The organism is Rhizobium nepotum 39/7 (genome assembly GCF_000949865.1).
Classification (GTDB): Bacteria; Pseudomonadota; Alphaproteobacteria; order Rhizobiales; family Rhizobiaceae; genus Agrobacterium; species Agrobacterium nepotum.
The window spans coordinates 93443-115706 of the sequence record NZ_JWJH01000004.1 but is presented as its reverse complement, the minus strand read 5'-3'; the positions used below and the strand labels follow the sequence as shown (position 1 = coordinate 115706).

Here is a 22264-nt window from a genome sequence, read left to right as displayed (position 1 = left end):
GATACTTCACAACAAACTCCGGCTCGCCGGGAAACAGGAGAAAGTCCATGTTGAAGAAAATCCTTCTTTCGGCAGTCGCCCTTGGCGTTCTGGCCGGTTCCGCCATGGCTCAGGACGTCAAGGTCCTGCGTATCGGTCTCGACGGTTCCGAAAACGAAGCCGACCAGATCCGCAACACGAAATGCGTTGCCGATGGCCTGAAAGCCGCGACCGGCGTTTCCGAAGTTCAGGTTTTCCCGTCGCCGGACTATAACGGCGTGATCCAGGGCCTGCTCGGCGGCACCATCGACATCGCTTCCATGGGCGCTTCCTCTTACGCCAAGATCGCCCTTGCCGATCCGAAGGCTGTCGATCCGATCCTCACCACTGCCGGCGCCGACGGTTCGACCGGCTATTACACGATCATGGTTGCCCGCAAGGACAGCGGCATCAAGAAGCTGGCGGACGCCAAGGGCAAGAAGATCGGTTTTGCCGATCCTGACTCCACCTCGGGCTTCCTCGTCCCGAACGTGGCGATCCCGAAAGAAACCGGCGTTCCGGTCAAGGAATATTTCGCTGAAACCGGCTTTGGCGGCGGTCATGAGAACCTCGTTCTCGCGGTTCTCGACAAGAAGTTCGACGTCGGCACGACGTTCGGTTCGGGCGTAGGCAAATGGGAAGAAGGCTACACCGCCGGCAACCTTTACCAGATGGTCAAGAAGGGCAACCTCGACATGGACGATCTCGTCGAAGTCTGGAAGTCCCCGCTGATCCCGAACGGTCCGCTCATGGTCGCAAACAAGATCGGCGACAGCATGAAGCAGAAGGTCGAGAACTTCTTCATGGAACTGCCGAAGAAGGACCTCGCTTGCTTCCAGGGCTTCAGCCAGGGCAAGAACACCGGCTACGTCAAGGTCGATCCGTCCTTCTACCAGACGATCATCGACGCCCGTAAGTCCGTTATCGGCGGCTGATCCTGACATCATATTCCGAAAGCGGCGGTGCCTTGCGGCATCGCCGCTTTTGCCAATAAAGGAAGAGCGGCATGGCGACCACACTGCAACCCGGTAACCTCAAGCCCGAGGGGTTGAGCGCATCGTCCCGAACGGTCATGCGTCATTATCAACAGCAGCTTGCGACACGGCGGATTTATACCGTCATTTCGCTCGTGGTCTTTCTGATCATTCTCGCAGCGTCGCTGAATTTCGCCAATGAGGCGAATTCGGGAAAATTCTTCGAGCGCCTGCCGTATTTCTTCGACTTCCTGAAAACCTTCGTGCCGGACAGCCCGCTTGAAATCTTCCGCGCGATGTTCGACCTGCCCTCGCCGTATGACAACGGTTCGATGAAATACAACTATGTCGCGGATCGCGTTTACGTCACCGACAGCTTTTACATCCCGCATTTCATTTACCAGCTGATCATCACCCTCAACATCGCGCTGGTCTCGACGATCATCGGCACGAGCTTTGCTTTCGTGCTCTGCTTCTTCGCTTCCACCAATCTTGTCGGTTCGGGGATCGTCCGCTGGGTCGTGCGTCGGGTGATGGAAGTCCTGCGCGCCTTTCCGGAGATCGTCGTCGCCGGATTGCTGACCGCCATTTTATCGATCGGACCGATCGCTGCGATCATCGCGATTTCCGTTCACACGATCGGGGCACTGGGCAAGCTGTTCTTCGAAGTCGTGGAAAATGCCGATATGAAGGCGGATGAAGGCCTTCGCGCCGCCGGCGCCAACTGGCTGGAGCGGGTGCGTTTCGCCATCGTGCCTCAGGTTCTGCCCAATTTCGTTTCCTACGCATTATTGCGCGGCGAAATCAACGTGCGTGCCTCGACCATCATCGGTGCGGTCGGCGGCGGCGGCATCGGCGAGGTCTTCCGGCTCTCGATCGGTAACGACCACGCATCCAAGACCTATGCCATCATCATCCTGCTGCTGATCACCATCATCGCCGTTGACCAGTTTTCCGGCTGGCTGCGCCGCAGGCTGATCGGTCATCAATCCTTCGAATTCGGACGGGGAGCGGCCTGATGTCCTCCAGCTTCATTCTCAACACCGCTGACCGTGAAAGGCTGACTGCTGCACATCCCGCAATTTTCAATCGCGGGTTCATGCAGCGATACGGCTTTCTGACCGGTATTGTCGCTGTCCTCGTCTATCTCACCGCCTGCTTTTTCTTCTTCAATGTTGGTCCCGCTTTCATGCAGGGCCGGTGGGATCGGGCTTCGAGCTATATTCAGGACTGGTATTCCTGGCGCGCCCAGCCACGCCTTCGTTTCGAAGACGGCAAGGTGAACCCGCAGTGGTCAAGCCGCATGCAATATCCCGCCGATGCGCCGATCGACTGGCTGCAACCCTTGCCGGACGGCGGTTACAGCGTAGTTTATGCAGGAACCGAAAATCGTCTCGACGTGACGCCGGCGCGGGTGGATGTCTATGTTGACGGCAAGAACTATCCCGTCATCATCGACGGCGAGGCAGCTCTGGCGCCCGAGGTCCTGCCGCAACAGATCCAGCAGGACGGCAACAAGGTTCTCGTGCATTATGGTTTCGCTGGCCAGGCGGAAATCCGTACCAGCCAGGTCTATGTGCAGCGTCGCTTCCTCGGATGGGCGAATTTCCTGTTCGATACCAAATCGGAATTCTGGGGTAAGGGCTACGGCGACCTTGCCGCGCTGGCGCTGTGGGGGGAGAGGCTCGATCCCCAACGCTCCAATATCAGCCACATGGTCGATGATTTCCTCGATAACGGTGTCTGGCAGCACGCCGATATTTTTTCCAAGCTGATACAGACGCTGGTGATGGCCTTCGTGGGTACATTGCTCGGCACGCTCGTCGCCTTGCCGCTCGCCTTTCTCGCCGCACGCAATATCACCGCCAACAGGGCTGCCAACTGGGGCATGAAGCGCCTGTTCGACTTTCTGCGCTCGATCGACATGCTGATCTGGGCGCTGTTCTTCACCCGCAGCTTTGGCCCCGGCCCGATACCCGGCATAGCTGCGATCTTCTTCACCGATACCGGAGCGCTCGGCAAGGTCTATGCCGAGGCGCTGGAGAATGTGGACGACAAGCAGCGCGAGGGCGTTAAATCCGTTGGCGCGCCCCCGATAGCCGTCAATCGTTTCGGCGTGCTGCCACAGGTTCTGCCGGTCTTCATTTCCCAGTCGCTTTATTTCTGGGAAAGCAACATCCGATCCGCCACAATCATCGGCGCGGTGGGTGCGGGCGGCATCGGCCTGAAACTGCTGGAAGCGATGGGCACGAACGCCGACTGGGACAAGGTCGCCTACATGGTCCTGCTCATCCTCTTCATCGTATTCCTGTTCGATCACATCTCGAATGCCCTGCGTTCACGTCTGATCGGGAAAACACAGCACTAGATCACAATGCCGGGGGCTTTCTCACGAGAAAGCCCCCGGTTTTGCTGTGCCGCTTCTCGGCACCGTCGTAAAATTGGAACTTTTTGCAAAACCTGATGCATCTATTCGATATGTCAGGATGCGTCTTCGGCACATTCGAGACATGCGCCGTGTTTCATGCGCACTTTTTTGCGCGGGCATCATCATTCTGTCACGGAAAACCATTACCTCGCACTCCTGACCTTGCGAGAAGCGGGCGAGTCACGCCAAATAGCTTTTCATCCTGGTTTCCCATGATACTGAAGAGTGCTCGTCGTGCGCTACGCCATCTATTTTTCTCCGGCTAAAGATCATCCACTGACCGAAGCAGCATCGCGCTGGCTCGGGCGCAATGCGTTTTCCGGTGCGCAGCATGACGACCATGACGCCTATGCTGAAATGACGGAAGAGCCACGCCGTTACGGCTTCCACGCTACCCTCAAAGCCCCCTTCGAGCTTGCCGAAAAATACAGTGAATTGGATCTCGTCGCGGCCGTCGAGCAGTTTGCGGCCGGCCAGTCCGCCTTCGATATTCCGCGTATCGTCGTCGGTGCGCTCGGCCCGTTTTTCGCGCTCGTACCGGACCGCACCTACCAGCCGCTACAGGATTTCGCAGCAGAGATCGTCGATTATTTCGATCGGTTTCGCGCGCCGCTGTCCGAGACCGATATTGCCCGGCGGCGGCCGCAAAACCTGACGGAAAGCCAGCGGCAAAATCTGTCGCTCTGGGGTTATCCGCATGTCATGGACGACTTTCGCTTTCATATGACGCTGACCGGCCGTATCGATGAAAACGACGCGCCCGCTATCCGCGATGTGCTTTCGGCCCGGTTTTCCGAATTCGTCGACCGGCCTCTCACCATTTCCGGCCTCGCTTTGTTCATTGAGAAAACGCGCGGCGAACCCTTTACCGTTCATCGCTGGCACCCGCTTGGCCAGCAGCCAAAGAAAGATGCTGACCCATGACCGAGCACGCCCTTTCCAATGCCCGTATCGTTCTGGAAGACGATATTATTCTGGGATCCGTTCTGATCCGTGACGGCAAGATCGCCGATATCAGCGAAGGCGCATCAAAAACCGGAGAGGATATCGAAGGCGATTTCCTGATTCCCGGCTTGGTGGAACTGCACACCGACCATCTGGAACAGCACTATTCGCCACGCCCCGGCGTGCTCTGGGACAAGATCGCGGCCATCCAGGCTCATGATGCACAGGTGGCGTCATCAGGCATCACCACCGTCTTCGATTGCCTTCGACTTGGCTCCGATGAAGATGGCGGGTTCAAGAAAGGCGAGATGCGGGAAATGGCGGATGCCATCGAAGCCGCTGCCGATCAAAACCGCCTGCGGGCGGACCACATGTTGCATCTGCGCTGTGAAGTCGCCTCATCAGATGTGCTTGAGCATTTCGAGGACTTCGAAACCGATCCGCGCGTACGGCTGATTTCGATGATGGATCACTCCCCGGGGCAGCGCCAGTTCCAGTCGATGGATCAGTATGTCTTCTATTATCAGAAGAAGCGCGGACTGAGCGACGAGGCATTCGCCGAGTTCGTCAGACGCCGGCAGACGGCATCTGCGAAATTTTCCGCAAAGCACCGGGACTATCTTGCCGCCCGCTGCGCCGAGCGCGGCATAACCGTTGCAAGCCACGACGACGCAACCGAAGCGCATGTGGGCGAAGCGATCGGGCATGGTGTGAAACTGGCGGAGTTCCCCACCAGCGTCGAGGCCGCAAAAGCCTCGCACAGCGCCGGCATGAGCGTACTGATGGGTGCGCCGAACATCGTTCGCGGCATGTCCCACTCCGGCAACATCGCCGCCCGCGATCTTGCGGAACTGGGCGTGCTGGATGTTCTCTCATCCGACTACGTGCCGTTCAGCCTGCTTTACGCACCGTTCCTGCTTGCCGACCAGGTGGAAGCCATCACCCTGCCGGAAGCGCTCCGCATGGTCACCGCCACGCCGGCACGAACGGTGGGTCTCCATGATCGTGGTCGCATCGCAACGGGATTGCGGGCCGATCTGGTCCGGGTTCACCGCGAAGATGGCGTCCCCGTTGCCCGTTCCGTCTGGCGTCAGGGCAAACGTGTCGCATGACCGGCAACGAACAGGATAATCGCCATGACGGTGCGACGCTGGGTAGGACGCCCGGAACCATGATCGTGATTGTCGGCCCGAGCGGGGCCGGCAAGGACACGCTGATGGACTATGCGGCGACGCAATTATCCGGCCGGCCGGGCTTCCATTTCACCCGCCGGGTCATTACCCGCAGCGGTGATGCGGGCGGCGAAAATCACGACGCGGTTTCCATGCAGGAATTCAACCGGCTGGAAGATGAGGGCGCCTTTGCCGTCTCCTGGCACGCACACGGGCTGAAATACGGCATTCCGGCCGCCGTCTATCGCCATCTCAATGCGGGAGACGTGGTTATCGCCAATGGCTCCCGCTCGGCTCTGCCCCAGTTCGGCACCGCCTTTTCCCATCTCAAGGTCGTAAACATCGTCGCACGGCCGGACGTGCTGGCGAAGCGGCTGGAACAGCGCGGGCGGGAGAGCCGTGAGGATATCCTCCGACGGCTGGAACGCAGCTCGCTGACGGTCGCCGGGGATTTCGACGTGACGACCGTGGACAATAGCGGCGCCATGGAGGATGCGGGCAAAACCATCATGCAGGTGCTGGAACAAAGCGCCTGCCTTGGCCGCGTTTAAAATCCACAGGCCCGGCTGCTCGACAAACGGCCTCGCAAAGCTTAGCATCAGGCGACAATTTCCAAACATGGTACGCCAAGGCGAGGGATGCCCGAAAAGAGGGTCAGCGACGAGATAACTGTGGTGGCCGGCCTGGCCGCCGGCGTCGCCAATTATGCACGGTCGCGCGGCATCGATATTGTCCCCATCTGCAAGGCTCTCGACATCGATCACGCCACATTCGACAGCCTGACGGAGCGCATCAGCCTCGACAGATTGTGCCGCCTGCTCGAGACCTGCGCGCTGATCTCCGGTGACGATACCTTCGGCCTGCAATGCGCTTCCACCTTTCCCGCCGGCGCATCCGGCGCCTTCGGTTATGGCCTGATCAGTGCGCCGACGGTTCGGGCTTTTTTGCGATTTCTTCAGGACCACGTTTATTACGCGACCAACAACAGCAACTTCACCACGGTCACGGATGCCGCACAGGTAACCCTGTCTTGGTCCTTTGCGCCTGTCATCGCCAAGCGCGATCAATATGTGGATTTATCGCTTGGCGTTCTGATCCAGCGCCTTCGCGATATTCTCGGGGAGCGCATCAATCAGATTGAAATCGGCCTGGAGCGGCAGAAACCGAATAATATTCAGTTATTTAAGGAAAGAATGACCAAGCGCGTCAGTTTTTCCCAGCCCATCCATACGATGCGGTTGCCGGTATCACTTCTCGATGTGGTCAATCCGAACGCGGATGAGCGCCTGTTCGAACTGATGAATTTGCAATGCCGGATGCTGCGGCCGGAAACATCGACGGACGCCACGCATTTCATCGACCAGGTGAAACGCTACATGCAGATGCGGCTGTCGGATGCGGAGCTTTCGCTGGGCGAGATCGCTCCTTATTTCAACCTTTCGGAACGCAGTTTTCAACGGCGGCTTGCCGAGCTTGGAACCAATCTCAACGAGATAAAGGACGTCATTCGCAAAAATGCCGGGTTCAAGCTGCTCGTGGAAAGCGATCTTCCGGTCTCCGACATCAGTTACAGGCTCGGCTATTCGACGCCGGGTGCGTTTTTCCCGCTCGGTTTCCCGCTGGTTCGGGGCGACGCCCACGGATATTCGCAGGAAACATGCGCATCATTCCGCCGTATAGAGCATATATCCAGCATCAATATTTCGAAACTCCAAGATAATATTGTAGAATATGTCGGCGCTAAGCAACTTATCTCTCGAAACATAACAATAAAGACGCGGAACTTGGCGCGAGATGTTATTCTCCTGATACGGGATATCGCCTAATAGAGCGCCTCGTATCGCTTCCGGTATGACGGAAAACATTCCAAAGCTTTGAATTTTTTACATTGTTCTGGACAAAACCTATCCCGGTTTTTGTAAATAACAATGCAGCTTTGAGGCTGAAAGAACATCAATATGTCGTCAAAAACACCGCATGCACATCGTCAGACGCGTGAAATCGTCCTTTCGGATCGTGAACGGCAATATCTGGGGCTGGTGGCGCGGGGCCGACATCCTTCTCACATCGCCTTGATAACCGGCGCGGACGAAGCGGACGTGAAGGATACTCTGGAACGGGTACGCCAAAGGCTGGGCGCAGCCAATCTGCTGAATGCCGTCAGCACCGCCCTGCTGCGTGGACTGATCGAACAGGATATTTAGCGCTTCTTTCCCGCACCAAAAGCTTACGCGAAATCGTCCCCTTCCCGTAAGCCGAAAACCGGATGCGCCGCTTTCCGCGTCAAAAAAACCCACCATTTCGATGGTGGGACGGCGGACCAAAAGATGGATCGGAAATGATTTCCGACCTATCGGTGCGAATGCAAAGCGGCCATATACGGTTTACCCGGCGGATCCGATCCGCCGGTTTTTTATTTTTCGACTCGTCAAAGCGACTGAATCTCGGCGAGAATATCGCTTTCGACGACAATGCCGTTTTCCAGCGCCTGCCGGCGAATGCCCTGGCTGCGTCGACCCGGCAAACGCACATTCTCCTGCTTTTCTATCTCTCCGGCAATAAGCGCCAGCCGCTCGGTAAAGGCCGCACCGCCCGACGATACGGGGTCTATCGCGATGATCGTATGGCCGAGAGAGGGTGGTGCGCCCTTGTCGTCCAGAAGGGAAGAGGCCTCGAACGCGAAGTTTCCGCCGGTCAGCGCGGCAGCCATGATCTCCACCATCAGCGCCAGAGCGGCACCCTTGGCCTCGCCCGCAGGCACCATCGTTCCGGCTATGGCTTCTTCAGGATCGGTCGTCGGCCGGCCATTTCTGTCAAGCGCCCAGTCGCCCGGAATGGTTTCGCCCTTCTGGCGCGCCGCCATGATCTTTCCGCGCGCGACCTTGGACAAAGCCAGATCGATCACCAGCGGATCGGCCTCGCCAACAGGGGTGGCGAATGCAATCGGATTGGTGCCATAGAGCGGTTTGGTGCCGCCCCAGGGCGCCATGGATGCCGGTGCATTGGCGAACATGAGCGCTACGAGGCCCATTTCCGCAAAACGTTCGACGGTAAGCGCCATGACGCCCGCATGATGGGAGCGATGGATCGCCGCAAGCGCAATGCCCTGCTGCCGGGCCATATCGGGCAACTCTTCCAGGGCGCAATCGATCGCCGGATAGGCATAACCGTGATTGGCGTCGATCGACAGGACACCCGGCTTGACGCGCGTCGCCACCGGCCGGGCCATGCCATCGACCTTTCCGACCCGCGCCTGGCGGACATAAACGGGGATACGGCGAAAACCGTGACCGCCCTGGCCTGCAGCCTCGGATGCGACGAGCGCCTTCGCCACCGAACGGGCATTTTGCGGCAGAACGCCGTTGCGCTCAAAGATAGAGGATACGAGATCCTCCGCCTCTGCGATTGAGAATTTCATTCCGGGATGCCTCTGCTTGTAAAGTCGACAAGACCTACACCATCGAAAACATTCGCGAAATGTTATTTAAGGCGCAAACCGGTACTGCATAGGGAATATCGGGCAGACTTCGCGACGCCACCTTGCTAGCGGCCAACCTAGCGGATGCTGATCGGCAGCGTGATCGTCTTGCTTGCCTCCGGCGGCGGCGCAGGCACAGGTGAGGCGCTCTGGATCCAGGCCGCGATCTGCTGGTCGATAGAGGAATCGCCCGTGGACTGCACCACGCTGACCCCGCTGATGGCACCTGCATCATTGACCCGGAACCGCACCGTCGCCGTCATCGCATCGCTGCGAAGCGAACGAGGCTTGCGCCGCTGGATATGCGAGCGGACCTGAGATCCCCATTTTGCCGGCGAAGCGGACGACGAAGAGAAGAAACCGGCATTGCTGCGCGTTGCCGCCGTCCGATCCGATTGCTGGGCTTCGGCCTTCGCCGTTTCGCGCAGTTGCGAAGCCTGCTCCGGTTTGGGGCGCTGGCGCTCGACCTTCTTTTTGTCGTCAGGCTCTTTCTTTTCCACCTTTTTTTCGACCGGCGGCGGCGGTGGCCGCATGACCGGCAGGGGAACCTCGACATTTTCGAGTTCAGCCATCATCTGCTGCTGAACGGGGTCGATCTGCTCTACAGGTTCGGGGATTTCCTGCGGCTCGACGATCTCTTCAACCGGGGGCTCCGGCGGTTGCACGGGTTCAGGCGGCGGTGTTTCCGCAACCGGTTCAGGCGGTGGCGGTTCCTCCGGTGCGGCTTCTTCCACAGGCTTGTTATTGTCGCTCTGTACGTCCGGCGTATCTTCGACGTCCTGCGCCTGCGTCGTTTCCTCGGTGTTGACAGCTTCCGGTATCGCCGCCATCTCGATCATGATCGCGGCCGGCGGCGGCCCGCCGGCTTCCAGTTCTTCGGGTTCCTGCATCAGATAATAGGCAAAACCGGCATGAACGCCCAGCATAAGCAGTGCTGCGATGGACCACAGCGTCACTTCCCCGAGACGGGAATGTCGGGACTGTGGGTAGCCGTTTTCGCTCATGGCGCCGTTCCCGGCGCTGCGGGCTGGCCAAGAGGTTGGGCTGCGGGTTGGCCAGAGGGTTGTACAGAACCAGCTGGCTGCGATGCCGCCGCCGCATTTTCCAGTCCCACCAGGGCGATCTTCAGATATCCGGCATCCCTGAGCAGGTTCATGATTTCCATGAAGTGACCGTAGTCGACGGCCTTGTCGGCGCGCAGGAAAATACGCGTATCCTTCTTGCCGCCCGTCTGCCTGTCGATTGCGGCCGCCAGCGCTTCGCGGGCAACCATGTCATTGCCGAGATTGAGCGAGAGATCGTCCTTGACCGTCAGATAAAGTGGCTCCTCCGGCCGCTCCGCCGGCTTGGCAGTAGATGCCGGAAGATCGACATTCACATCCACGGTCGCCAGAGGTGCGGCGACCATGAAGATGATGAGCAGAACCAGCATCACGTCGATGAAGGGTGTGACGTTGATCTCGTGGTTTTCGGAGAGCTCGTCTCCGCTATTTTCGCGAATGCCGCCAGCCATGACCGATCACCGTCCAACCAGCGATACTGCGGGCTTGCTGCTGCCCGGTGGTATGCGCCGGAAATCCAGGTCGCGGCTGACAAGACGCTCCACACCTGCAGCAGCGTCCGCCAGCAAATGGCGGTATCCCGTAATCGAGCGAGCGAAGACGTTGTAGATCACAACGGCCGGAATAGCGGCGACGAGGCCGATGGCGGTGGCGAGCAGCGCCTCGGCAATGCCGGGTGCCACGACAGCAAGATTGGTGGTTTGCGATTCCGAAATGCTGATGAAGGAGTTCATGATGCCCCAGACCGTGCCGAAGAGGCCGACGAACGGAGCGGTGGAACCGATCGTCGCCAGAGCGCCCGTTCCGCGCGACATGCGGCGACCGGCATGGGTTTCAATGCGCGACAGCGCCGAGGATACCCGTTCCTTGATGCCGCCGCCGTCCGTGTGCTCCACCACCGCATCGGAAAGCTGCATTTCGTGGGTCGCCATGCGCAACATCAGCGCCGCCGGTCCGCCCTTCTTTTCAACTGCCTCGGTCGCCTCGTTCAAGGATTTTGCCTTGCGAATGACCTTGAGCGTCGCACCGGCACGCACCCGCGCACCGGCAAGCTCTATCGACTTCGCGACCCAGACCGTCCAGGTCACGAGCGATGCAAAGGCGAGGCCGATCATAACGCCCTTCACCACCCAGTCCGCCGCCATGAACATGCCCCAGGGGGACAGATTGTGCGGAATGTCGGCACGATGCCCGGCGCTTGCGGGCTCGGCGCTTACGGGCTCAATAGGGGTGGAGGCTTCGTTCGGAGGGGCCGTACCATTCGTCGGTGCGGGGTTAGTTGCGGCAGGCACGGACTGGACCGGGGCGTTCTGTGCGGGCGCGGCGGGGGCGGGCTGTTCCGGTGCTATTGCGGAAGGTGGCGCAGGCTGGGCGGCCGGAATGTTCGGCGTCGCCGGCTGCTGTGCGGGCTGAACCGTTTCCGTTGCGGGCGCTGATTGGATCTGGTTCTCGGGTGCCGACTGAGCAAAAACCGCACCGGCACTCAAGCCGGCCAGCAAGGTGACCGTCATGGCAAGTGAGATATGCCGTGTTTTGTTTGCCTTGTTGAAGGACGCGGAAGAAGTTGAGGTCTCAGCTGACATAATTTTTATCCCGGATTTCCGTCGATGAACTCATCCGCAGATTGACCGGTTCCTGAAAACCGGGGCCATGAACGGATACCGTCGTGAAAGCTTGACGTTCCGATAATAAACCTGAGTTCTTTTGACAACTATTATATTGTCAAAAGACGACCCGTAAACTCTTCTTTACAAAAAATTGACCGCCGGAGCGCATTTAAGCGTTTTGCGAAGGCGAGAACTGCGCCACGAGGGCATGACGGTCACCGGGATAGGTGACCCTGACACTGGTGATGTAATCCGCCCCATGCCAGGTGCGGCGATGGATGACGAGACATGCCGCACCGGACGTTATGCCCAGCGCCACCGCATTTTTACGGTCCGCGGCAACGGCGCTGATGCGATGTTCGGCGGCGCTCCAGGGAACCATTTTCAGCAGCCATGTGCCCGGCCCGACCTGTGAAAAATCTGCGAATTCCGCCTCCGGAACGGCGGTGACATTTATGATGCGCTCTTCGAGGCAAAAGGGAACGCCGCCGGCAAAATGCGTACTGGTGAGTTCCAGAACCTGGGCATCAATGGCGAGCGCCATCGCCGCGCCATCTTTTTCACCCGCGGGGCGCAGGCGTCGCTTGTCGAGACGGTAGCCGTAAACGAGACCGAGCGCCTGCACCTCCCGTTCGATATCATGGATTTCCAGCACGGCCGATTGCGCATGCGGCTGGCGAACGAAGGTGCCGAGACGCCGGCGTCTTTCAATCAGGCCACGCTGCACCAATTCGCCGAGAGCCTTGTTCACCGTCATGCGCGAACAGCCATATAGCCGGGTCATCTCGTGTTCGAAGGGAATACGGTGCCCCGGCGGCCATTCGCCCGACATGATATGGCGCTCGACATCATTGCGGATGCGCTCGTGCAGTGATTTTTCCTGAAGATCGACGCCCGTGCTCCCCATCCCGATGCTTCCATCCTCCCAGTTTGGATCAATTATCCATGGGCAGCGGCGGCAATCGCCTCGCTGCGAATTTCCTCCGTCAGTCTAGCGCGCAGCTGCGAAAACTCCGGGCTGGCCTTGACGGTGTAGTGACGTGGATGCGGCAGGTCGACCGGCGTGATCGACTTGATGCGCCCCGGCCTTGCGGACATGGTCACGACACGCGACGCCATGAACACCGCCTCCTCGATGTCGTGCGTCACGAAAATGACGGTCTTCTGCTCGCGCTCCCAGATGCCGAGCAGCAATTCCTGCATCAGTCCGCGCGTCTGGTTGTCGAGAGCGCCAAAAGGCTCGTCGAGCAGCAGGATTTTGGGGCCGTTCGCCAAAGCGCGGGCAATGGCCGTTCTCTGCTGCATGCCGCCGGAAAGCTGTTTTGGCCAATGGTTTTCGAAGCCGCGCAGGCCGACCTTGTCGATATAGCTGTCGACGATCTCCGATTTTTCCTTCTCGACAACGCCGCGTTCGCGCAGACCGAAGGCGACGTTTTCACGGATCGTCAGCCAGGGAAACAGCGTGTAGGACTGGAACACCATGCCACGATCCGCCCCCGGTCCCGTCACCGCCCGGCCCGATAGCAGGACCTCACCCGTTGTCGGGCGATCAAGCCCGGCGATGATGCGCAGCAGTGTCGATTTTCCGCATCCCGATGGGCCGAGAATGGTGACGAAATCATTGCGGGGAATTTCCAGATCAGTTGGTTGCAAGGCCAGTGTCGGCTGCCCGCCCTGAACACCCGGGAAAGTTCGGCTGACGCCCTTGATAACGAGTTCGTTCATCAGGCAAGCCTCCAGGCGAAAAGCTTCCGGTTCAGCGATTTGAACGCGAAGTCCGAAATAAGGCCGATGACGCCGATGAGGATGATGCCGAAGATGATCTGCCCGGTTGCCATCAGCGCCTGGCTGTTGATGATCATATAGCCGATGCCGGAGGAGGCGCCGATCAGTTCCGCAACGATGACATAGGTCCAGGCCCAGCCGAGGACGAGACGGAGGATTTCCGCAATATCGGGCGCATTGGCGGGAATGAGAACACGGCGAACCACGCCCCGGTCTTTTGCGCCAAGTGTATAGGCGGCCTCCACCAGATCGCGTCTTGTGCCGGCAACCGCCACGGCCACCATCAGGATAATCTGGAAGACGGCGCCGATGAAAATCACCAGCAGTTTCTGCATTTCGCCGATACCAGCCCACAGAATGAGCAGCGGCACGAAGGCGGAAGCCGGCAGATAGCGCGCGAAGGAGACGAAGGGCTCAAGCAGCGCCTCGATAGGCTTGTAAGCCCCCATGGCGATGCCGACAGGCACGGCGACGGCCGATGCCAGCACGAAACCGCCCACCACGCGCCAGATCGTCATGCCGATATCGCCGGCAAAACCCTGATCGGTCAGCAGATAGATGCCGTCCTTCAGCATGGTGATTGGATCGGCCAGGAAGGTGGGCGATACGAAGCCGCCCAGCGTGGCAAAACCCCAGGTGGAGAAAAAAAGCACGAAGAACAGAATGCCGAGAAAAATCCTGGTGCTGTTCTTTATGGGTTGAAGAGGTTGCATCATCTCGCCTGTCCGGAAAACGGGCGCGGCACTCTATCGCCGCGCCATCAAAGCGCCGTGCATCGTCCATGACGCACAGACGCTGTAAGACTTCTCACTGGCTGCAATATTCCCTGAAAGGAAAACAGCAGCTTTCTTCTGTTACTTGATGAAAGAAGTATCCGCGAGTGTCGAAAGATCGGGTTTCGACTTTATCACGCCGATTTCCAGAAGCAGATCAGCCGATTTTTCGGAGAATGTCTTGAATTCCCCCTCGAAGAACTTCAGGTTGGCGGCCTTGTCCTGCCATTCCAGGAATTTTGCCGAGGCTGCGAATGCTTCGCCCGCCTGCTTCACATCCGCGCCCATCGTCGCATAGGACTTCTCAGGCTCGGCCTTGATAAGGTCGAGAGCCTGGAAATAGCTGTCCGCCAGTGCTTTCGCCGCCTGCGGATTGTCCTTCAGGAAATCCGGCGTGCAGCCGAACGTATCCATGACGGCGGGATAATCCAGCGTCGTGGCGAGGATCTTGCCCTTGTCGGGTGCCGCGCGCACGGTGGACAGATAGGGTTCATAGGTCATCGCCGCATCATTCTGGCCGGCGACGAAGGCCTGTGCTGCTGGTCCCGGTTCAAGGTTGACGACCTTCACGTCCTTGAGGGTCAGGCCGTTTTCCTTGAGTATCCAGGCCAGAAAGAAATAGGGCGACGTGCCCGGCGTGGAAGCGGCGACCGTCTTGCCCTTGAGGTCCGATACCTTTGCAACGTCACTGCGCACCGCGATACCATCGGCACCGTGCGACTTGTCCATCTGGAAAATCTGGGTGGACTTCACGCCATTGGCATTCCAGGCGATCCATGTCTCGACCGTGGTCGCGGCGCACTGGATATCACCGGAAGCAAGGGCCAGATGCCGGCTCGCCTGCGGTATTTTCTTGATATCGACCTTCAGGCCATTCTTTTCGAAAATGCCTGCCTGTTTGGCAAGCGTCAGCGGCGCAAAGCCGGTCCAGCCGGACATGCCGATCGTTACCGACGTCTCGGCATAGGCGGAAGCGGATGAAACAAGCGTCGCGATTGCGGCAATAACCCATGTTTTCTTCATGATCAGAACCCCTTTTGATTTATTTTTGTGCGATATTTTTTATCGCTTTATTTCGGGCATGGTAGGCAGGGATTTTACATTTGTCTAGACAAAATAGAAACGCTTCGAGCGCTTCGGGAAAGTTTGCAAATGGGCCGTCGGGCATTCTAGACATAGGATAACACGGCGCGGCGCATCGGCCCGCTGTTTTCCATATCGAGCTTTTCTATGACCAGACAAAGACGTCGCAACATCATCAGGGCAAGGCGCACCGGCACCGGTATTGCGCTTGTCGCCGCCATTTCATTCATCGCCGGCATGACAGATGCGGTAGGACTTTATGTCTCCGGAGATTTCGTCTCCTTCATGACCGGCAACACCACGCGGGCAGCTGTCTCGATGCAAGCGGGCATCTACTCCCACGCCGTAAAATTGCTTTTCGCAATCGTCGCCTTCGTGCTGGGCAACGCCGGGGGCATCGTGGTCGCGCATAAATTCGACCGGAGCATCTTTGCGGTTCTTGCGGCCGTGGGGTCGCTGGTGGCGATTGCCGCGCTGCTGCGCAACGAGGCCGTTCTCGCGCAGTTTTATCTCGTCGTTTTTGCCATGGGCATGGTCAACGCCGCCGTCGAGCATATAGAGGGCCTGCCGATCGGCCTCACCTATGTGACCGGTGCTCTCTCCCGTTTCGGCCGCGGCATCGGCCGCTTTCTTCTGGGGGACCGAAGTCTCGACTGGAGCATACAGATCGTGCCATGGCTCGGCATGATCTCAGGGGCAATCTCCGGCGCTGTCTTGGGCGCCACGCTGCAATCCGATGCCTTATGGGTGGTCGCAGCAACGGTTTTCGCCGTCGCCATAGCCACGCTCGTCATTCCGCGTTCGCTTCGCCACCGCTACAATCAAAGGGTCCGGATCAGGCGCATCGCGCCCTGACGGAGCGCGCCGTCACAAACCTCGCCGTTACTTGCGCGATATGGTGACGAATTTCGTGCCGCGAACCCGCACGGTCATCAGGCAGGTTTCCTTGTCGGTGCGTTCGCAATAACGCGGGTGCATCTTCAGCACGAAGACCATGTTGCCGAAACGCTTGATGAAATCGTAGCCGTAAATCCGGGCCGTCGCGATCATCAGATATCCGCCCTCTTTTACCTGGACGTAGAAATTGTAGGGGCAACCTTCCTCGTCGCAGCTGCGGCCTTTTTCGCCATCGCAGTCCAGCACACCGTGATTGACGACGGCGTCCATCAGGCCGTCATTGTTGATATCCAGCCTGGTGACGAAATCATCGCCGAAGGTAGCTACTTTGCACTCGTTGCGAAAATGATCCTTTTCATAGATCTCGGGATCGCTCACCAGCTGCTGCTGCGCCGAGAGCGCCGCCGGAAACAACAACAATACCAGCACCTGAAGAGCGGCAACGATAGCGATTCGCACGGCATTTTCCTTTGCATCCGTTTCGTTTATGGATGTTGCGATCATCCGGGCGGCCAGCCTAGAGTTCCGTGCTTGCGCGACACTGACGCGCGCTCATCCAAACTTCCGGGGGGACCTTTTTCATGACACTGCTGGGTTTTCTCGATTATGCGGGCGTCGCCGTGTTTGCCGCAACCGGCGCATTGGCGGCTTCGCGCAAGCAGCTCGACCTCATCGGCTTCCTGTTTTTCGCAGCCGCGACCGGGATCGGCGGCGGCACGGTGCGCGATCTCGTGCTGGGCAGGACGCCGGTGTTCTGGGTGGTGAACCCGACCTATATTCTCGTCTGCGTATCGGTTGCGGTTCTGCTCTTCTTCACCGCGCATCTGTTCGAATCCCGATATCGGGTGCTGATCTGGCTCGATGCCGTTGGCCTCTCCGCCTATTGCGTCATGGGAGCGGCCAAGGGCCTGGCCGCCAGCGGCTCCGCAACCGTGGCCATCGTCACGGGTGTTCTCACTGCAACGTTCGGTGGCGTGCTGCGCGACGTTGTCGCAGGAGAACCGTCCGTGCTCCTGCGCCCGGAAATCTACATCACCTGCGCGCTATTGGGGGCCTCCATCTTCACCGGCGCTTATTTCCTCGGCGCACCGCTTTATGTCGCGTCAGGCGTCGGCGCCCTCACAGCTTTCGGCGTCCGGTCAGGGGCGCTGATTTTCGGATGGACTTTCCCGCCCTACAAAACCAAACCCGGCAGACGGCCGGAAGATATATTGAAATAGGACACAAAGACGGCCTGAAACAGAAATGGCGCCCACAGGCGCCATATTTGTCTAGGTTACCCCGCCAGAGCCTCAGCTGCGCTTGCGGCGAAGACGGATGACCACGTCCACATGGGCGATTTCCATGCCTTCGGGCGCTGCGGGCAAATTGCCGATCTGGAGATTGTTGACGGGAATGTCGAGAACCTCGTTCTCGCCCTCTACGAAGAAGTGATGGTGATCGGACACGTTGGTGTCGAAATAGGTGCGGGCACCTTCCACGGCGAGAACGCGGATCAGGCCGGCTTCGGTGAACTGATGCAGGGTATTGTAGACCGTGGCGAGAGAAACCGGCACGCCGGCGGTGACCGCCTCGTCATGCAGTTCCTCAACCGTCAGGTGGCGGTCGCCCTTTGCGAAAAGAAGATCGCCCAAAGCCACGCGCTGGCGCGTGGGGCGCAAGCCGGAGCGCCGCAGCCTCGTTCCAATATCCAATGTGGCGTCAAATGCCATGCAATCCCATTCCAAACACAGGGGAGAAACCCACCAATTGCAATAGCATATATCTTTTGCGGGGAATGCTTTCAATAGTTTCAGCGCCACCGAGTGTCGCAAATGGCGGCAAACCGGCCATTCTTGCAAATTTCCTCTGGTTCCTGCCGGATGGTTCCTGTATGCGGACGGCATATTGAGGTAATGACTTCTGTAAGGAAGGTTCGAAGACAAAGAATGGGGGCAGAGCGGCCTCTGCCCTTGCAGCGCTTCATTTTAAACCTAACTTGCTCTAGTGAAGTCAATCAACACCAGTGTTTGGGGAAGTGAAAGCGGTATGGCAACGAGGCAATCAAGTTACAATTACGAAGAGATCCTTTCCTGCGGTCGCGGCGAATTGTTCGGCCCGGGAAATGCCCAGCTTCCATTGCCCCCCATGCTCATGGTCCACCGCATCACCGAAATATCCGAAACCGGCGGCGCGTTCGACAAGGGTTTCATCCGCGCCGAATACGATGTCAGCCCCGATGACTGGTATTTCCCCTGCCATTTCCAGGGCAACCCGATCATGCCGGGCTGCCTCGGCCTTGACGGCATGTGGCAGCTGACCGGCTTCTTCCTCGGCTGGCTGGGTGAAGAAGGCCGCGGCATGGCGCTCTCCACCGGCGAAGTCAAATTCAAGGGCATGGTTCGCCCGGAGACGAAACTCCTCCAGTACGGCATAGACTTCAAGCGCGTGATGCGCGGTCGTCTCGTTCTGGGAACCGCCGACGGATGGCTGAAGGCGGACGGAGAAACCATTTATCAAGCGACGGACCTTCGTGTAGGGCTGTCGAAGGAAAAGACCGCCTGAAGCAGACGGAATAGTCCTGGAAAACGCCGGGCGGCTTCGGTCGTCCAGCCGAAATCTTAAGAAAAGGTCCCTTTCATGAGACGAGTTGTTGTCACCGGCCTCGGCATTGTTTCTTCCATCGGCGGTGATGCCGCCGAAGTCACCGCATCGTTGCGCGATGCCAAATCCGGCATTTCATTTTCGCCGGATTTTGCCGAACACGGCTTCAAATGCCAGGTCTGGGGCAAGCCGTCTCTCGACCCGACGGAGCTGGTCGACCGCCGCGCCATGCGCTTCCTGTCGCAGGGCGGCGCATGGAACCATGTCGCGATGAAGCAGGCGATTGCCGATTCCGGCCTTGAGGAAAGCGTCATCAGCGGCAATGAGCGCACCGGCATCATCATGGGTTCGGGCGGTCCTTCCACCCGCACCATCGTTGAAGCCGCCGATATCACGCTGAAGAACAACAGCCCGAAGCGCATCGGCCCCTTCGCCGTGCCGAAGGCCATGTCCTCGACCGCTTCGGCCACACTCGCGACCTGGTTCAAGATCCACGGCGTCAACTATTCGATCTCTTCCGCCTGCTCCACGTCGGCGCATTGCATCGGCAACGCCGCCGAGATGATCCAGTGGGGCAAGCAGGACGTGATGTTCGCAGGTGGCCATGAAGACCTCGACTGGTCCATGTCCAACCTCTTCGACGCCATGGGCGCGATGTCGTCCAAATATAACGACACGCCAAACCTTGCTTCCCGCGCCTATGACGTCAACCGCGACGGTTTCGTGATCGCCGGCGGCGCGGGCGTACTGGTTCTCGAAGAGCTGGAACACGCAAAGGCGCGTGGAGCCAAGATTTACGCCGAGATTGTCGGTTATGGCGCGACCTCAGACGGTTACGACATGGTGGCACCTTCGGGCGAGGGCGCGATCCGCTGCATGCGTCAGGCTCTTGCCACCGTCAAGGGCGATATCGACTACATCAATACCCACGGCACCTCGACGCCGGTTGGCGACAGCAAGGAAATCGGCGCGATCCGGGAAGTCTTCGGCGACAAAATCCCGCATATCCAGTCGACAAAGTCCCTTACCGGTCACTCGCTGGGCGCTGCAGGCGTTCAGGAATCGATCTACGGCCTGCTGATGATGCAGGAACGTTTCATCGGCGAAAGCGCGCATATTTCCGAACTTGATCCGGAATTTGCGGGCGTTCCGATCGTTCGTAAACGCATCGACAACGCCAAGATCGACACCATCCTTTCCAATTCCTTCGGCTTCGGCGGCACCAACGCCACGCTGGTCTTCCAGCGTCATAACGGATAATTGCCCATGAACGGCATCATGCAGGGTAAACGCGGCCTCATCATGGGCGTCGCAAACAATCACTCGATCGCCTGGGGTATCTCCAAGGCGCTGGCGGCGCAGGGCGCGGAACTCGCCTTCACCTACCAGGGAGAGGCGCTCGGCAAGCGCGTAAAGCCGCTGGCCGCCGAACTGGGGTCCGACTTCATCGTGCCTTGCGACGTCGAGGACATCGCCTCGGTCGACGCGCTTTTCGCGACGATCCGCGAAAAATGGGGCTCGCTGGATTTCGTCGTGCACGCCATCGGCTTTTCCGACAAGAACGAGCTGAAGGGTCTCTACGGCGATACGACCCGCGAGAATTTCAGCCGCACCATGGTCATCTCCTGTTTCTCCTTCACGGAAATTGCCAAACGTGCCGCGGAACTGATGACGAATGGCGGATCCATGCTGACGCTGACCTATAACGGTTCGCAGCGGGTCATTCCTAACTACAACGTCATGGGCGTCGCCAAGGCTGCTCTCGAGGCGTCCGTGCGTTATCTCGCCGCCGATTACGGCCCGCGCGATATTCGCGTCAACGCCATCTCGGCCGGTCCGGTTCGCACATTGGCGGGCGCCGGCATTTCCGATGCACGTGCAATTTATGCCTGGAACCAGAAAAACGCACCGCTGCGGCGGACGGCGGATATCGACGATATCGGCGGATCGGCGCTTTACCTGTTGTCCAACATGTCGCGCGGCGTCACCGGCGAGTGCCATTATGTGGATTGCGGCTTCAACATCACCTCCACGCCCACCCTTGAGGTTCTCTCAAAGGCGGATGCGGAATAAGCTATAGTTTTCCGATTAGTAAAAAACCCGGCAATATGCCGGGCTTTTTGCATTTATAGCCTGTGTCATTTTTGCGAACCGCTAAAGTATAACGCGTCGGGGTAACTGAATTTAAACACCGGCTGGTTATGGTCCGCAACAAATTCACCGGTTGCGCTTGCCGCATATTCTAAAGATCGACACTGCCATATGCGCCTGGCCAAACTGAAGCCATTGCTGGAAAAATTCGGGCTCTCGCGTGACGGGACGGCGGCGATCGAATTCGCGATCCTTGCCTTTCCCTATTTCCTCGTCGTTTTCGCGATCATCGAGACCTTCATCGCCATGATGGCGGAACAGGTGGTCGTCAATGCCACCGACACCATGGCGCGCCGCCTGCGCACCGGGCAGATCAGCAGCTCGATTACGAAAGAGGATTTTCGCAAGAGCTTCTGCGATGAAGTTTCGGTGATGATCACCTGCTCGGCGGACGAGATCAAAACCGAACAGAAACTATATATCGATCTGCGCTCCTTCACCGCCTTCAAGGATATTCCGACCACCATCCCCTTGAAAGCCTATGGTGAATATTACGATCTCGATACAGCGCAATTCGGCTTCAAGCCGGGCGGGCCGGAAACGATCAATATGCTGCGCGTCTATTATCGCTGGGGCGTGGTCGCCGATATCATCCGGCCGTATCTCACAAAAATACGTCCGGCCGACGGATCAATGCCTTCGCATTTCCTCATCGTCGCGACAGATGCCTATATGAACGAAAAATACATCTCAAGCGGAGGCTCATGATGGCAGGGCTGGTGTCCGCCGTCACGAACGGCCGACTTCGTTTCGTCGCGCTCGTCACGCGCTTCGCAAAAGATCGCCGTGGCGTGGGCGCGGTCGAATTCGCGATCATTTTTCCGATATTGCTCGCGCTTTATCTGACGTCCTTCGAGTTCACCATCGGCTACAACACCTACAAACGGGCAAGCATTGCCGCCGCAACGGTCAACGACCTGATCTCGAAAACGGCTTCGGTTGACAAGGCCTATCTCCAAAGCACGCTGCGTGTCTCGGAAGCTGTCTTCGCGCCTTACAGCACGAAAGAACTAAAGCTGAAAATCAGCGGCATAACGATCGACAAGCAGAAACAGGCGAAAATTGCCTGGTCCTGGGACGAGAAAAACGAGAGGCCCTATGCTGTGGGATCGCCTGCAGCGGCTCCAAGCCGGCTGCTCGTAGCGGACACTTTCCTCGTCCACGTCGAGCTTTCCATTCCGCATGAATTGCTGATGTTCATGCCCGACATCGCCTCGTCAGGCGTGAAGTCGATTACAATCGGGCGAGATTATTTCTTCAAGCAGCGCGACGCGGAGATCACCTGCTCCAATTGCTGAGCCACATCGGA

General features: G+C 58.5%; 24 protein-coding genes and 1 pseudogene. 15 read left to right on the top strand and 10 right to left on the bottom strand.

The features are described 5' to 3' along the window. The first annotated feature begins 47 nt into the window (after positions 1 to 47). From phnD to RS75_RS05175, 8 genes and pseudogenes are all read left to right on the top strand, one after another. A complete protein-coding gene (gene phnD / locus RS75_RS05215; protein WP_045018078.1) occupies positions 48 to 953 on the top strand; it encodes a phosphonate ABC transporter substrate-binding protein in 906 nt (301 codons plus the stop codon). A gap of 71 nt (positions 954 to 1024) precedes the next feature. Beyond that, positions 1025 to 2011, top strand: a complete 987-nt coding sequence (phnE, locus tag RS75_RS05210) for a phosphonate ABC transporter, permease protein PhnE (protein WP_045018076.1) — start codon at positions 1025 to 1027, stop codon at positions 2009 to 2011. Next, positions 2011 to 3360 carry a phosphonate ABC transporter, permease protein PhnE gene (phnE, locus tag RS75_RS05205; RefSeq protein ID WP_045018074.1) on the top strand — a complete coding sequence of 450 codons (1350 nt, stop codon included), beginning with the start codon at positions 2011 to 2013 and terminating at the stop codon, positions 3358 to 3360. The genes phnE (RS75_RS05210) and phnE (RS75_RS05205) overlap by 1 nt, the downstream gene beginning before the upstream one ends. Before the next feature lie 285 nt (positions 3361 to 3645). Further along, entirely contained in the window at positions 3646 to 4344 is a 699-nt protein-coding gene (locus tag RS75_RS05200) for a DUF1045 domain-containing protein (protein WP_045018072.1), read from the top strand. After that, the gene (locus RS75_RS05195; RefSeq protein ID WP_045018070.1) at positions 4341 to 5477 is read left to right on the top strand and encodes an alpha-D-ribose 1-methylphosphonate 5-triphosphate diphosphatase; all 1137 of its coding nucleotides are present in this window, start codon (positions 4341 to 4343) and stop codon (positions 5475 to 5477) included. Before RS75_RS05200 ends, RS75_RS05195 begins: the two co-directional genes overlap by 4 nt. After that, positions 5474 to 6088 (top strand): phosphonate metabolism protein/1,5-bisphosphokinase (PRPP-forming) PhnN, encoded by a 615-nt coding sequence (phnN, locus tag RS75_RS05190; protein ID WP_045018069.1) that lies wholly within the window; start codon positions 5474 to 5476, stop codon positions 6086 to 6088. Before RS75_RS05195 ends, phnN begins: the two co-directional genes overlap by 4 nt. A gap of 87 nt (positions 6089 to 6175) precedes the next feature. After that, a pseudogene (locus RS75_RS05185) lies at positions 6176 to 7217 on the top strand (AraC family transcriptional regulator ligand-binding domain-containing protein). A 278-nt stretch (positions 7218 to 7495) separates the two neighbouring features. Then, entirely contained in the window at positions 7496 to 7741 is a 246-nt protein-coding gene (locus tag RS75_RS05175) for a helix-turn-helix domain-containing protein (RefSeq protein WP_045018065.1), read from the top strand. Positions 7742 to 7965: 224 nt separating this feature from the next. Here the strand turns inward: RS75_RS05175 and RS75_RS05170 are convergent, their stop codons facing one another. From RS75_RS05170 to RS75_RS05135, 8 genes are all read right to left on the bottom strand, one after another. Continuing rightward, the gene (locus tag RS75_RS05170) at positions 7966 to 8955 is read right to left on the bottom strand and encodes an Ldh family oxidoreductase (RefSeq protein WP_045018063.1); all 990 of its coding nucleotides are present in this window, start codon (positions 8953 to 8955) and stop codon (positions 7966 to 7968) included. 137 nt (positions 8956 to 9092) lie between these two features. Further along, positions 9093 to 10019: a TonB family protein gene (locus RS75_RS05165; protein ID WP_045018061.1), complete on the bottom strand. Its 927-nt coding sequence runs from the start codon at positions 10017 to 10019 to the stop codon at positions 9093 to 9095. Beyond that, entirely contained in the window at positions 10016 to 10528 is a 513-nt protein-coding gene (exbD, locus tag RS75_RS05160) for a TonB system transport protein ExbD (protein ID WP_045018059.1), read from the bottom strand. Before exbD ends, RS75_RS05165 begins: the two co-directional genes overlap by 4 nt. Positions 10529 to 10534: 6 nt before the next feature. Next, positions 10535 to 11659 carry a tonB-system energizer ExbB gene (gene exbB / locus RS75_RS05155; RefSeq protein ID WP_045018057.1) on the bottom strand — a complete coding sequence of 375 codons (1125 nt, stop codon included), beginning with the start codon at positions 11657 to 11659 and terminating at the stop codon, positions 10535 to 10537. A 193-nt stretch (positions 11660 to 11852) separates the two neighbouring features. After that, on the bottom strand, positions 11853 to 12590 hold the full coding sequence (gene hutC / locus RS75_RS05150; RefSeq protein WP_045018055.1) for a histidine utilization repressor: 738 nt from the start codon (positions 12588 to 12590) through the stop codon (positions 11853 to 11855). 32 nt (positions 12591 to 12622) lie between these two features. Beyond that, positions 12623 to 13408 (bottom strand): ABC transporter ATP-binding protein, encoded by a 786-nt coding sequence (locus RS75_RS05145; RefSeq protein ID WP_045018053.1) that lies wholly within the window; start codon positions 13406 to 13408, stop codon positions 12623 to 12625. Continuing rightward, positions 13408 to 14181 (bottom strand): ABC transporter permease, encoded by a 774-nt coding sequence (locus RS75_RS05140; protein WP_045018344.1) that lies wholly within the window; start codon positions 14179 to 14181, stop codon positions 13408 to 13410. Before RS75_RS05140 ends, RS75_RS05145 begins: the two co-directional genes overlap by 1 nt. 141 nt (positions 14182 to 14322) lie before the next feature. Beyond that, positions 14323 to 15264 (bottom strand): ABC transporter substrate-binding protein, encoded by a 942-nt coding sequence (locus RS75_RS05135; protein ID WP_045018051.1) that lies wholly within the window; start codon positions 15262 to 15264, stop codon positions 14323 to 14325. A gap of 207 nt (positions 15265 to 15471) precedes the next feature. Between RS75_RS05135 and RS75_RS05130 the strand changes: the two genes are divergently transcribed. After that, a complete protein-coding gene (locus RS75_RS05130) occupies positions 15472 to 16179 on the top strand; it encodes a YoaK family protein (protein ID WP_045018048.1) in 708 nt (235 codons plus the stop codon). Between the two features lie 27 nt (positions 16180 to 16206). On the opposite strand, the gene RS75_RS05125 is transcribed toward RS75_RS05130, so the two are convergent. Beyond that, positions 16207 to 16725: a hypothetical protein gene (locus tag RS75_RS05125; protein WP_045018047.1), complete on the bottom strand. Its 519-nt coding sequence runs from the start codon at positions 16723 to 16725 to the stop codon at positions 16207 to 16209. 77 nt (positions 16726 to 16802) lie between these two features. Here RS75_RS05125 and RS75_RS05120 point away from each other — a divergent pair, with 77 nt between their 5' ends. Further along, positions 16803 to 17441 (top strand): trimeric intracellular cation channel family protein, encoded by a 639-nt coding sequence (locus tag RS75_RS05120; RefSeq protein WP_045018044.1) that lies wholly within the window; start codon positions 16803 to 16805, stop codon positions 17439 to 17441. Between the two features lie 72 nt (positions 17442 to 17513). Here the strand turns inward: RS75_RS05120 and irrA are convergent, their stop codons facing one another. Beyond that, positions 17514 to 17933 carry an iron response transcriptional regulator IrrA gene (gene irrA, locus RS75_RS05115; RefSeq protein WP_045018042.1) on the bottom strand — a complete coding sequence of 140 codons (420 nt, stop codon included), beginning with the start codon at positions 17931 to 17933 and terminating at the stop codon, positions 17514 to 17516. 316 nt (positions 17934 to 18249) lie between these two features. Here irrA and fabA point away from each other — a divergent pair, with 316 nt between their 5' ends. The 5 genes from fabA (at position 18250) to RS75_RS05090 (ending at position 22253) form a co-directional block, all read left to right on the top strand. Next, entirely contained in the window at positions 18250 to 18765 is a 516-nt protein-coding gene (fabA, locus tag RS75_RS05110) for a 3-hydroxyacyl-[acyl-carrier-protein] dehydratase FabA (RefSeq protein ID WP_003514441.1), read from the top strand. Positions 18766 to 18840: 75 nt separating this feature from the next. Beyond that, entirely contained in the window at positions 18841 to 20064 is a 1224-nt protein-coding gene (gene fabB, locus RS75_RS05105) for a beta-ketoacyl-ACP synthase I (protein WP_045018039.1), read from the top strand. A 6-nt stretch (positions 20065 to 20070) separates the two neighbouring features. Beyond that, positions 20071 to 20877 (top strand): enoyl-ACP reductase FabI, encoded by an 807-nt coding sequence (gene fabI / locus RS75_RS05100; protein WP_045018037.1) that lies wholly within the window; start codon positions 20071 to 20073, stop codon positions 20875 to 20877. Positions 20878 to 21066: 189 nt separating this feature from the next. Continuing rightward, complete coding sequence (locus RS75_RS05095; protein ID WP_045018035.1) at positions 21067 to 21663, top strand: TadE/TadG family type IV pilus assembly protein; 597 nt, start codon at positions 21067 to 21069, stop codon at positions 21661 to 21663. Then, positions 21660 to 22253: a TadE/TadG family type IV pilus assembly protein gene (locus RS75_RS05090; protein ID WP_045018033.1), complete on the top strand. Its 594-nt coding sequence runs from the start codon at positions 21660 to 21662 to the stop codon at positions 22251 to 22253. Before RS75_RS05095 ends, RS75_RS05090 begins: the two co-directional genes overlap by 4 nt. Positions 22254 to 22264 lie beyond the last annotated feature (11 nt).

What these genes read in the sequence shown, in the direction of transcription:
- RS75_RS05125 (WP_045018047.1), bottom strand. Translation starts at nt 16,725, where the DNA reads ATGATCGCAACATCCATAAACGAAACGGATGCAAAGGAAAATGCCGTG.
- RS75_RS05140 (WP_045018344.1), bottom strand. Translation starts at nt 14,181, where the DNA reads ATGCAACCTCTTCAACCCATAAAGAACAGCACCAGGATTTTTCTCGGC.
- RS75_RS05090 (WP_045018033.1), top strand. Translation starts at nt 21,660, where the DNA reads ATGATGGCAGGGCTGGTGTCCGCCGTCACGAACGGCCGACTTCGTTTC.
- RS75_RS05095 (WP_045018035.1), top strand. Translation starts at nt 21,067, where the DNA reads ATGCGCCTGGCCAAACTGAAGCCATTGCTGGAAAAATTCGGGCTCTCG.
- RS75_RS05165 (WP_045018061.1), bottom strand. Translation starts at nt 10,019, where the DNA reads ATGAGCGAAAACGGCTACCCACAGTCCCGACATTCCCGTCTCGGGGAA.
- RS75_RS05195 (WP_045018070.1), top strand. Translation starts at nt 4,341, where the DNA reads ATGACCGAGCACGCCCTTTCCAATGCCCGTATCGTTCTGGAAGACGAT.
- phnD (WP_045018078.1), top strand. Translation starts at nt 48, where the DNA reads ATGTTGAAGAAAATCCTTCTTTCGGCAGTCGCCCTTGGCGTTCTGGCC.
- RS75_RS05135 (WP_045018051.1), bottom strand. Translation starts at nt 15,264, where the DNA reads ATGAAGAAAACATGGGTTATTGCCGCAATCGCGACGCTTGTTTCATCC.
- hutC (WP_045018055.1), bottom strand. Translation starts at nt 12,590, where the DNA reads ATGGGGAGCACGGGCGTCGATCTTCAGGAAAAATCACTGCACGAGCGC.
- RS75_RS05145 (WP_045018053.1), bottom strand. Translation starts at nt 13,408, where the DNA reads ATGAACGAACTCGTTATCAAGGGCGTCAGCCGAACTTTCCCGGGTGTT.
- phnE (WP_045018074.1), top strand. Translation starts at nt 2,011, where the DNA reads ATGTCCTCCAGCTTCATTCTCAACACCGCTGACCGTGAAAGGCTGACT.
- fabB (WP_045018039.1), top strand. Translation starts at nt 18,841, where the DNA reads ATGAGACGAGTTGTTGTCACCGGCCTCGGCATTGTTTCTTCCATCGGC.
- RS75_RS05170 (WP_045018063.1), bottom strand. Translation starts at nt 8,955, where the DNA reads ATGAAATTCTCAATCGCAGAGGCGGAGGATCTCGTATCCTCTATCTTT.
- RS75_RS05175 (WP_045018065.1), top strand. Translation starts at nt 7,496, where the DNA reads ATGTCGTCAAAAACACCGCATGCACATCGTCAGACGCGTGAAATCGTC.
- fabA (WP_003514441.1), top strand. Translation starts at nt 18,250, where the DNA reads ATGGCAACGAGGCAATCAAGTTACAATTACGAAGAGATCCTTTCCTGC.
- irrA (WP_045018042.1), bottom strand. Translation starts at nt 17,933, where the DNA reads ATGGCATTTGACGCCACATTGGATATTGGAACGAGGCTGCGGCGCTCC.
- exbD (WP_045018059.1), bottom strand. Translation starts at nt 10,528, where the DNA reads ATGGCTGGCGGCATTCGCGAAAATAGCGGAGACGAGCTCTCCGAAAAC.
- fabI (WP_045018037.1), top strand. Translation starts at nt 20,071, where the DNA reads ATGAACGGCATCATGCAGGGTAAACGCGGCCTCATCATGGGCGTCGCA.
- RS75_RS05120 (WP_045018044.1), top strand. Translation starts at nt 16,803, where the DNA reads ATGACACTGCTGGGTTTTCTCGATTATGCGGGCGTCGCCGTGTTTGCC.
- RS75_RS05130 (WP_045018048.1), top strand. Translation starts at nt 15,472, where the DNA reads ATGACCAGACAAAGACGTCGCAACATCATCAGGGCAAGGCGCACCGGC.
- phnE (WP_045018076.1), top strand. Translation starts at nt 1,025, where the DNA reads ATGGCGACCACACTGCAACCCGGTAACCTCAAGCCCGAGGGGTTGAGC.
- exbB (WP_045018057.1), bottom strand. Translation starts at nt 11,659, where the DNA reads ATGTCAGCTGAGACCTCAACTTCTTCCGCGTCCTTCAACAAGGCAAAC.
- phnN (WP_045018069.1), top strand. Translation starts at nt 5,474, where the DNA reads ATGACCGGCAACGAACAGGATAATCGCCATGACGGTGCGACGCTGGGT.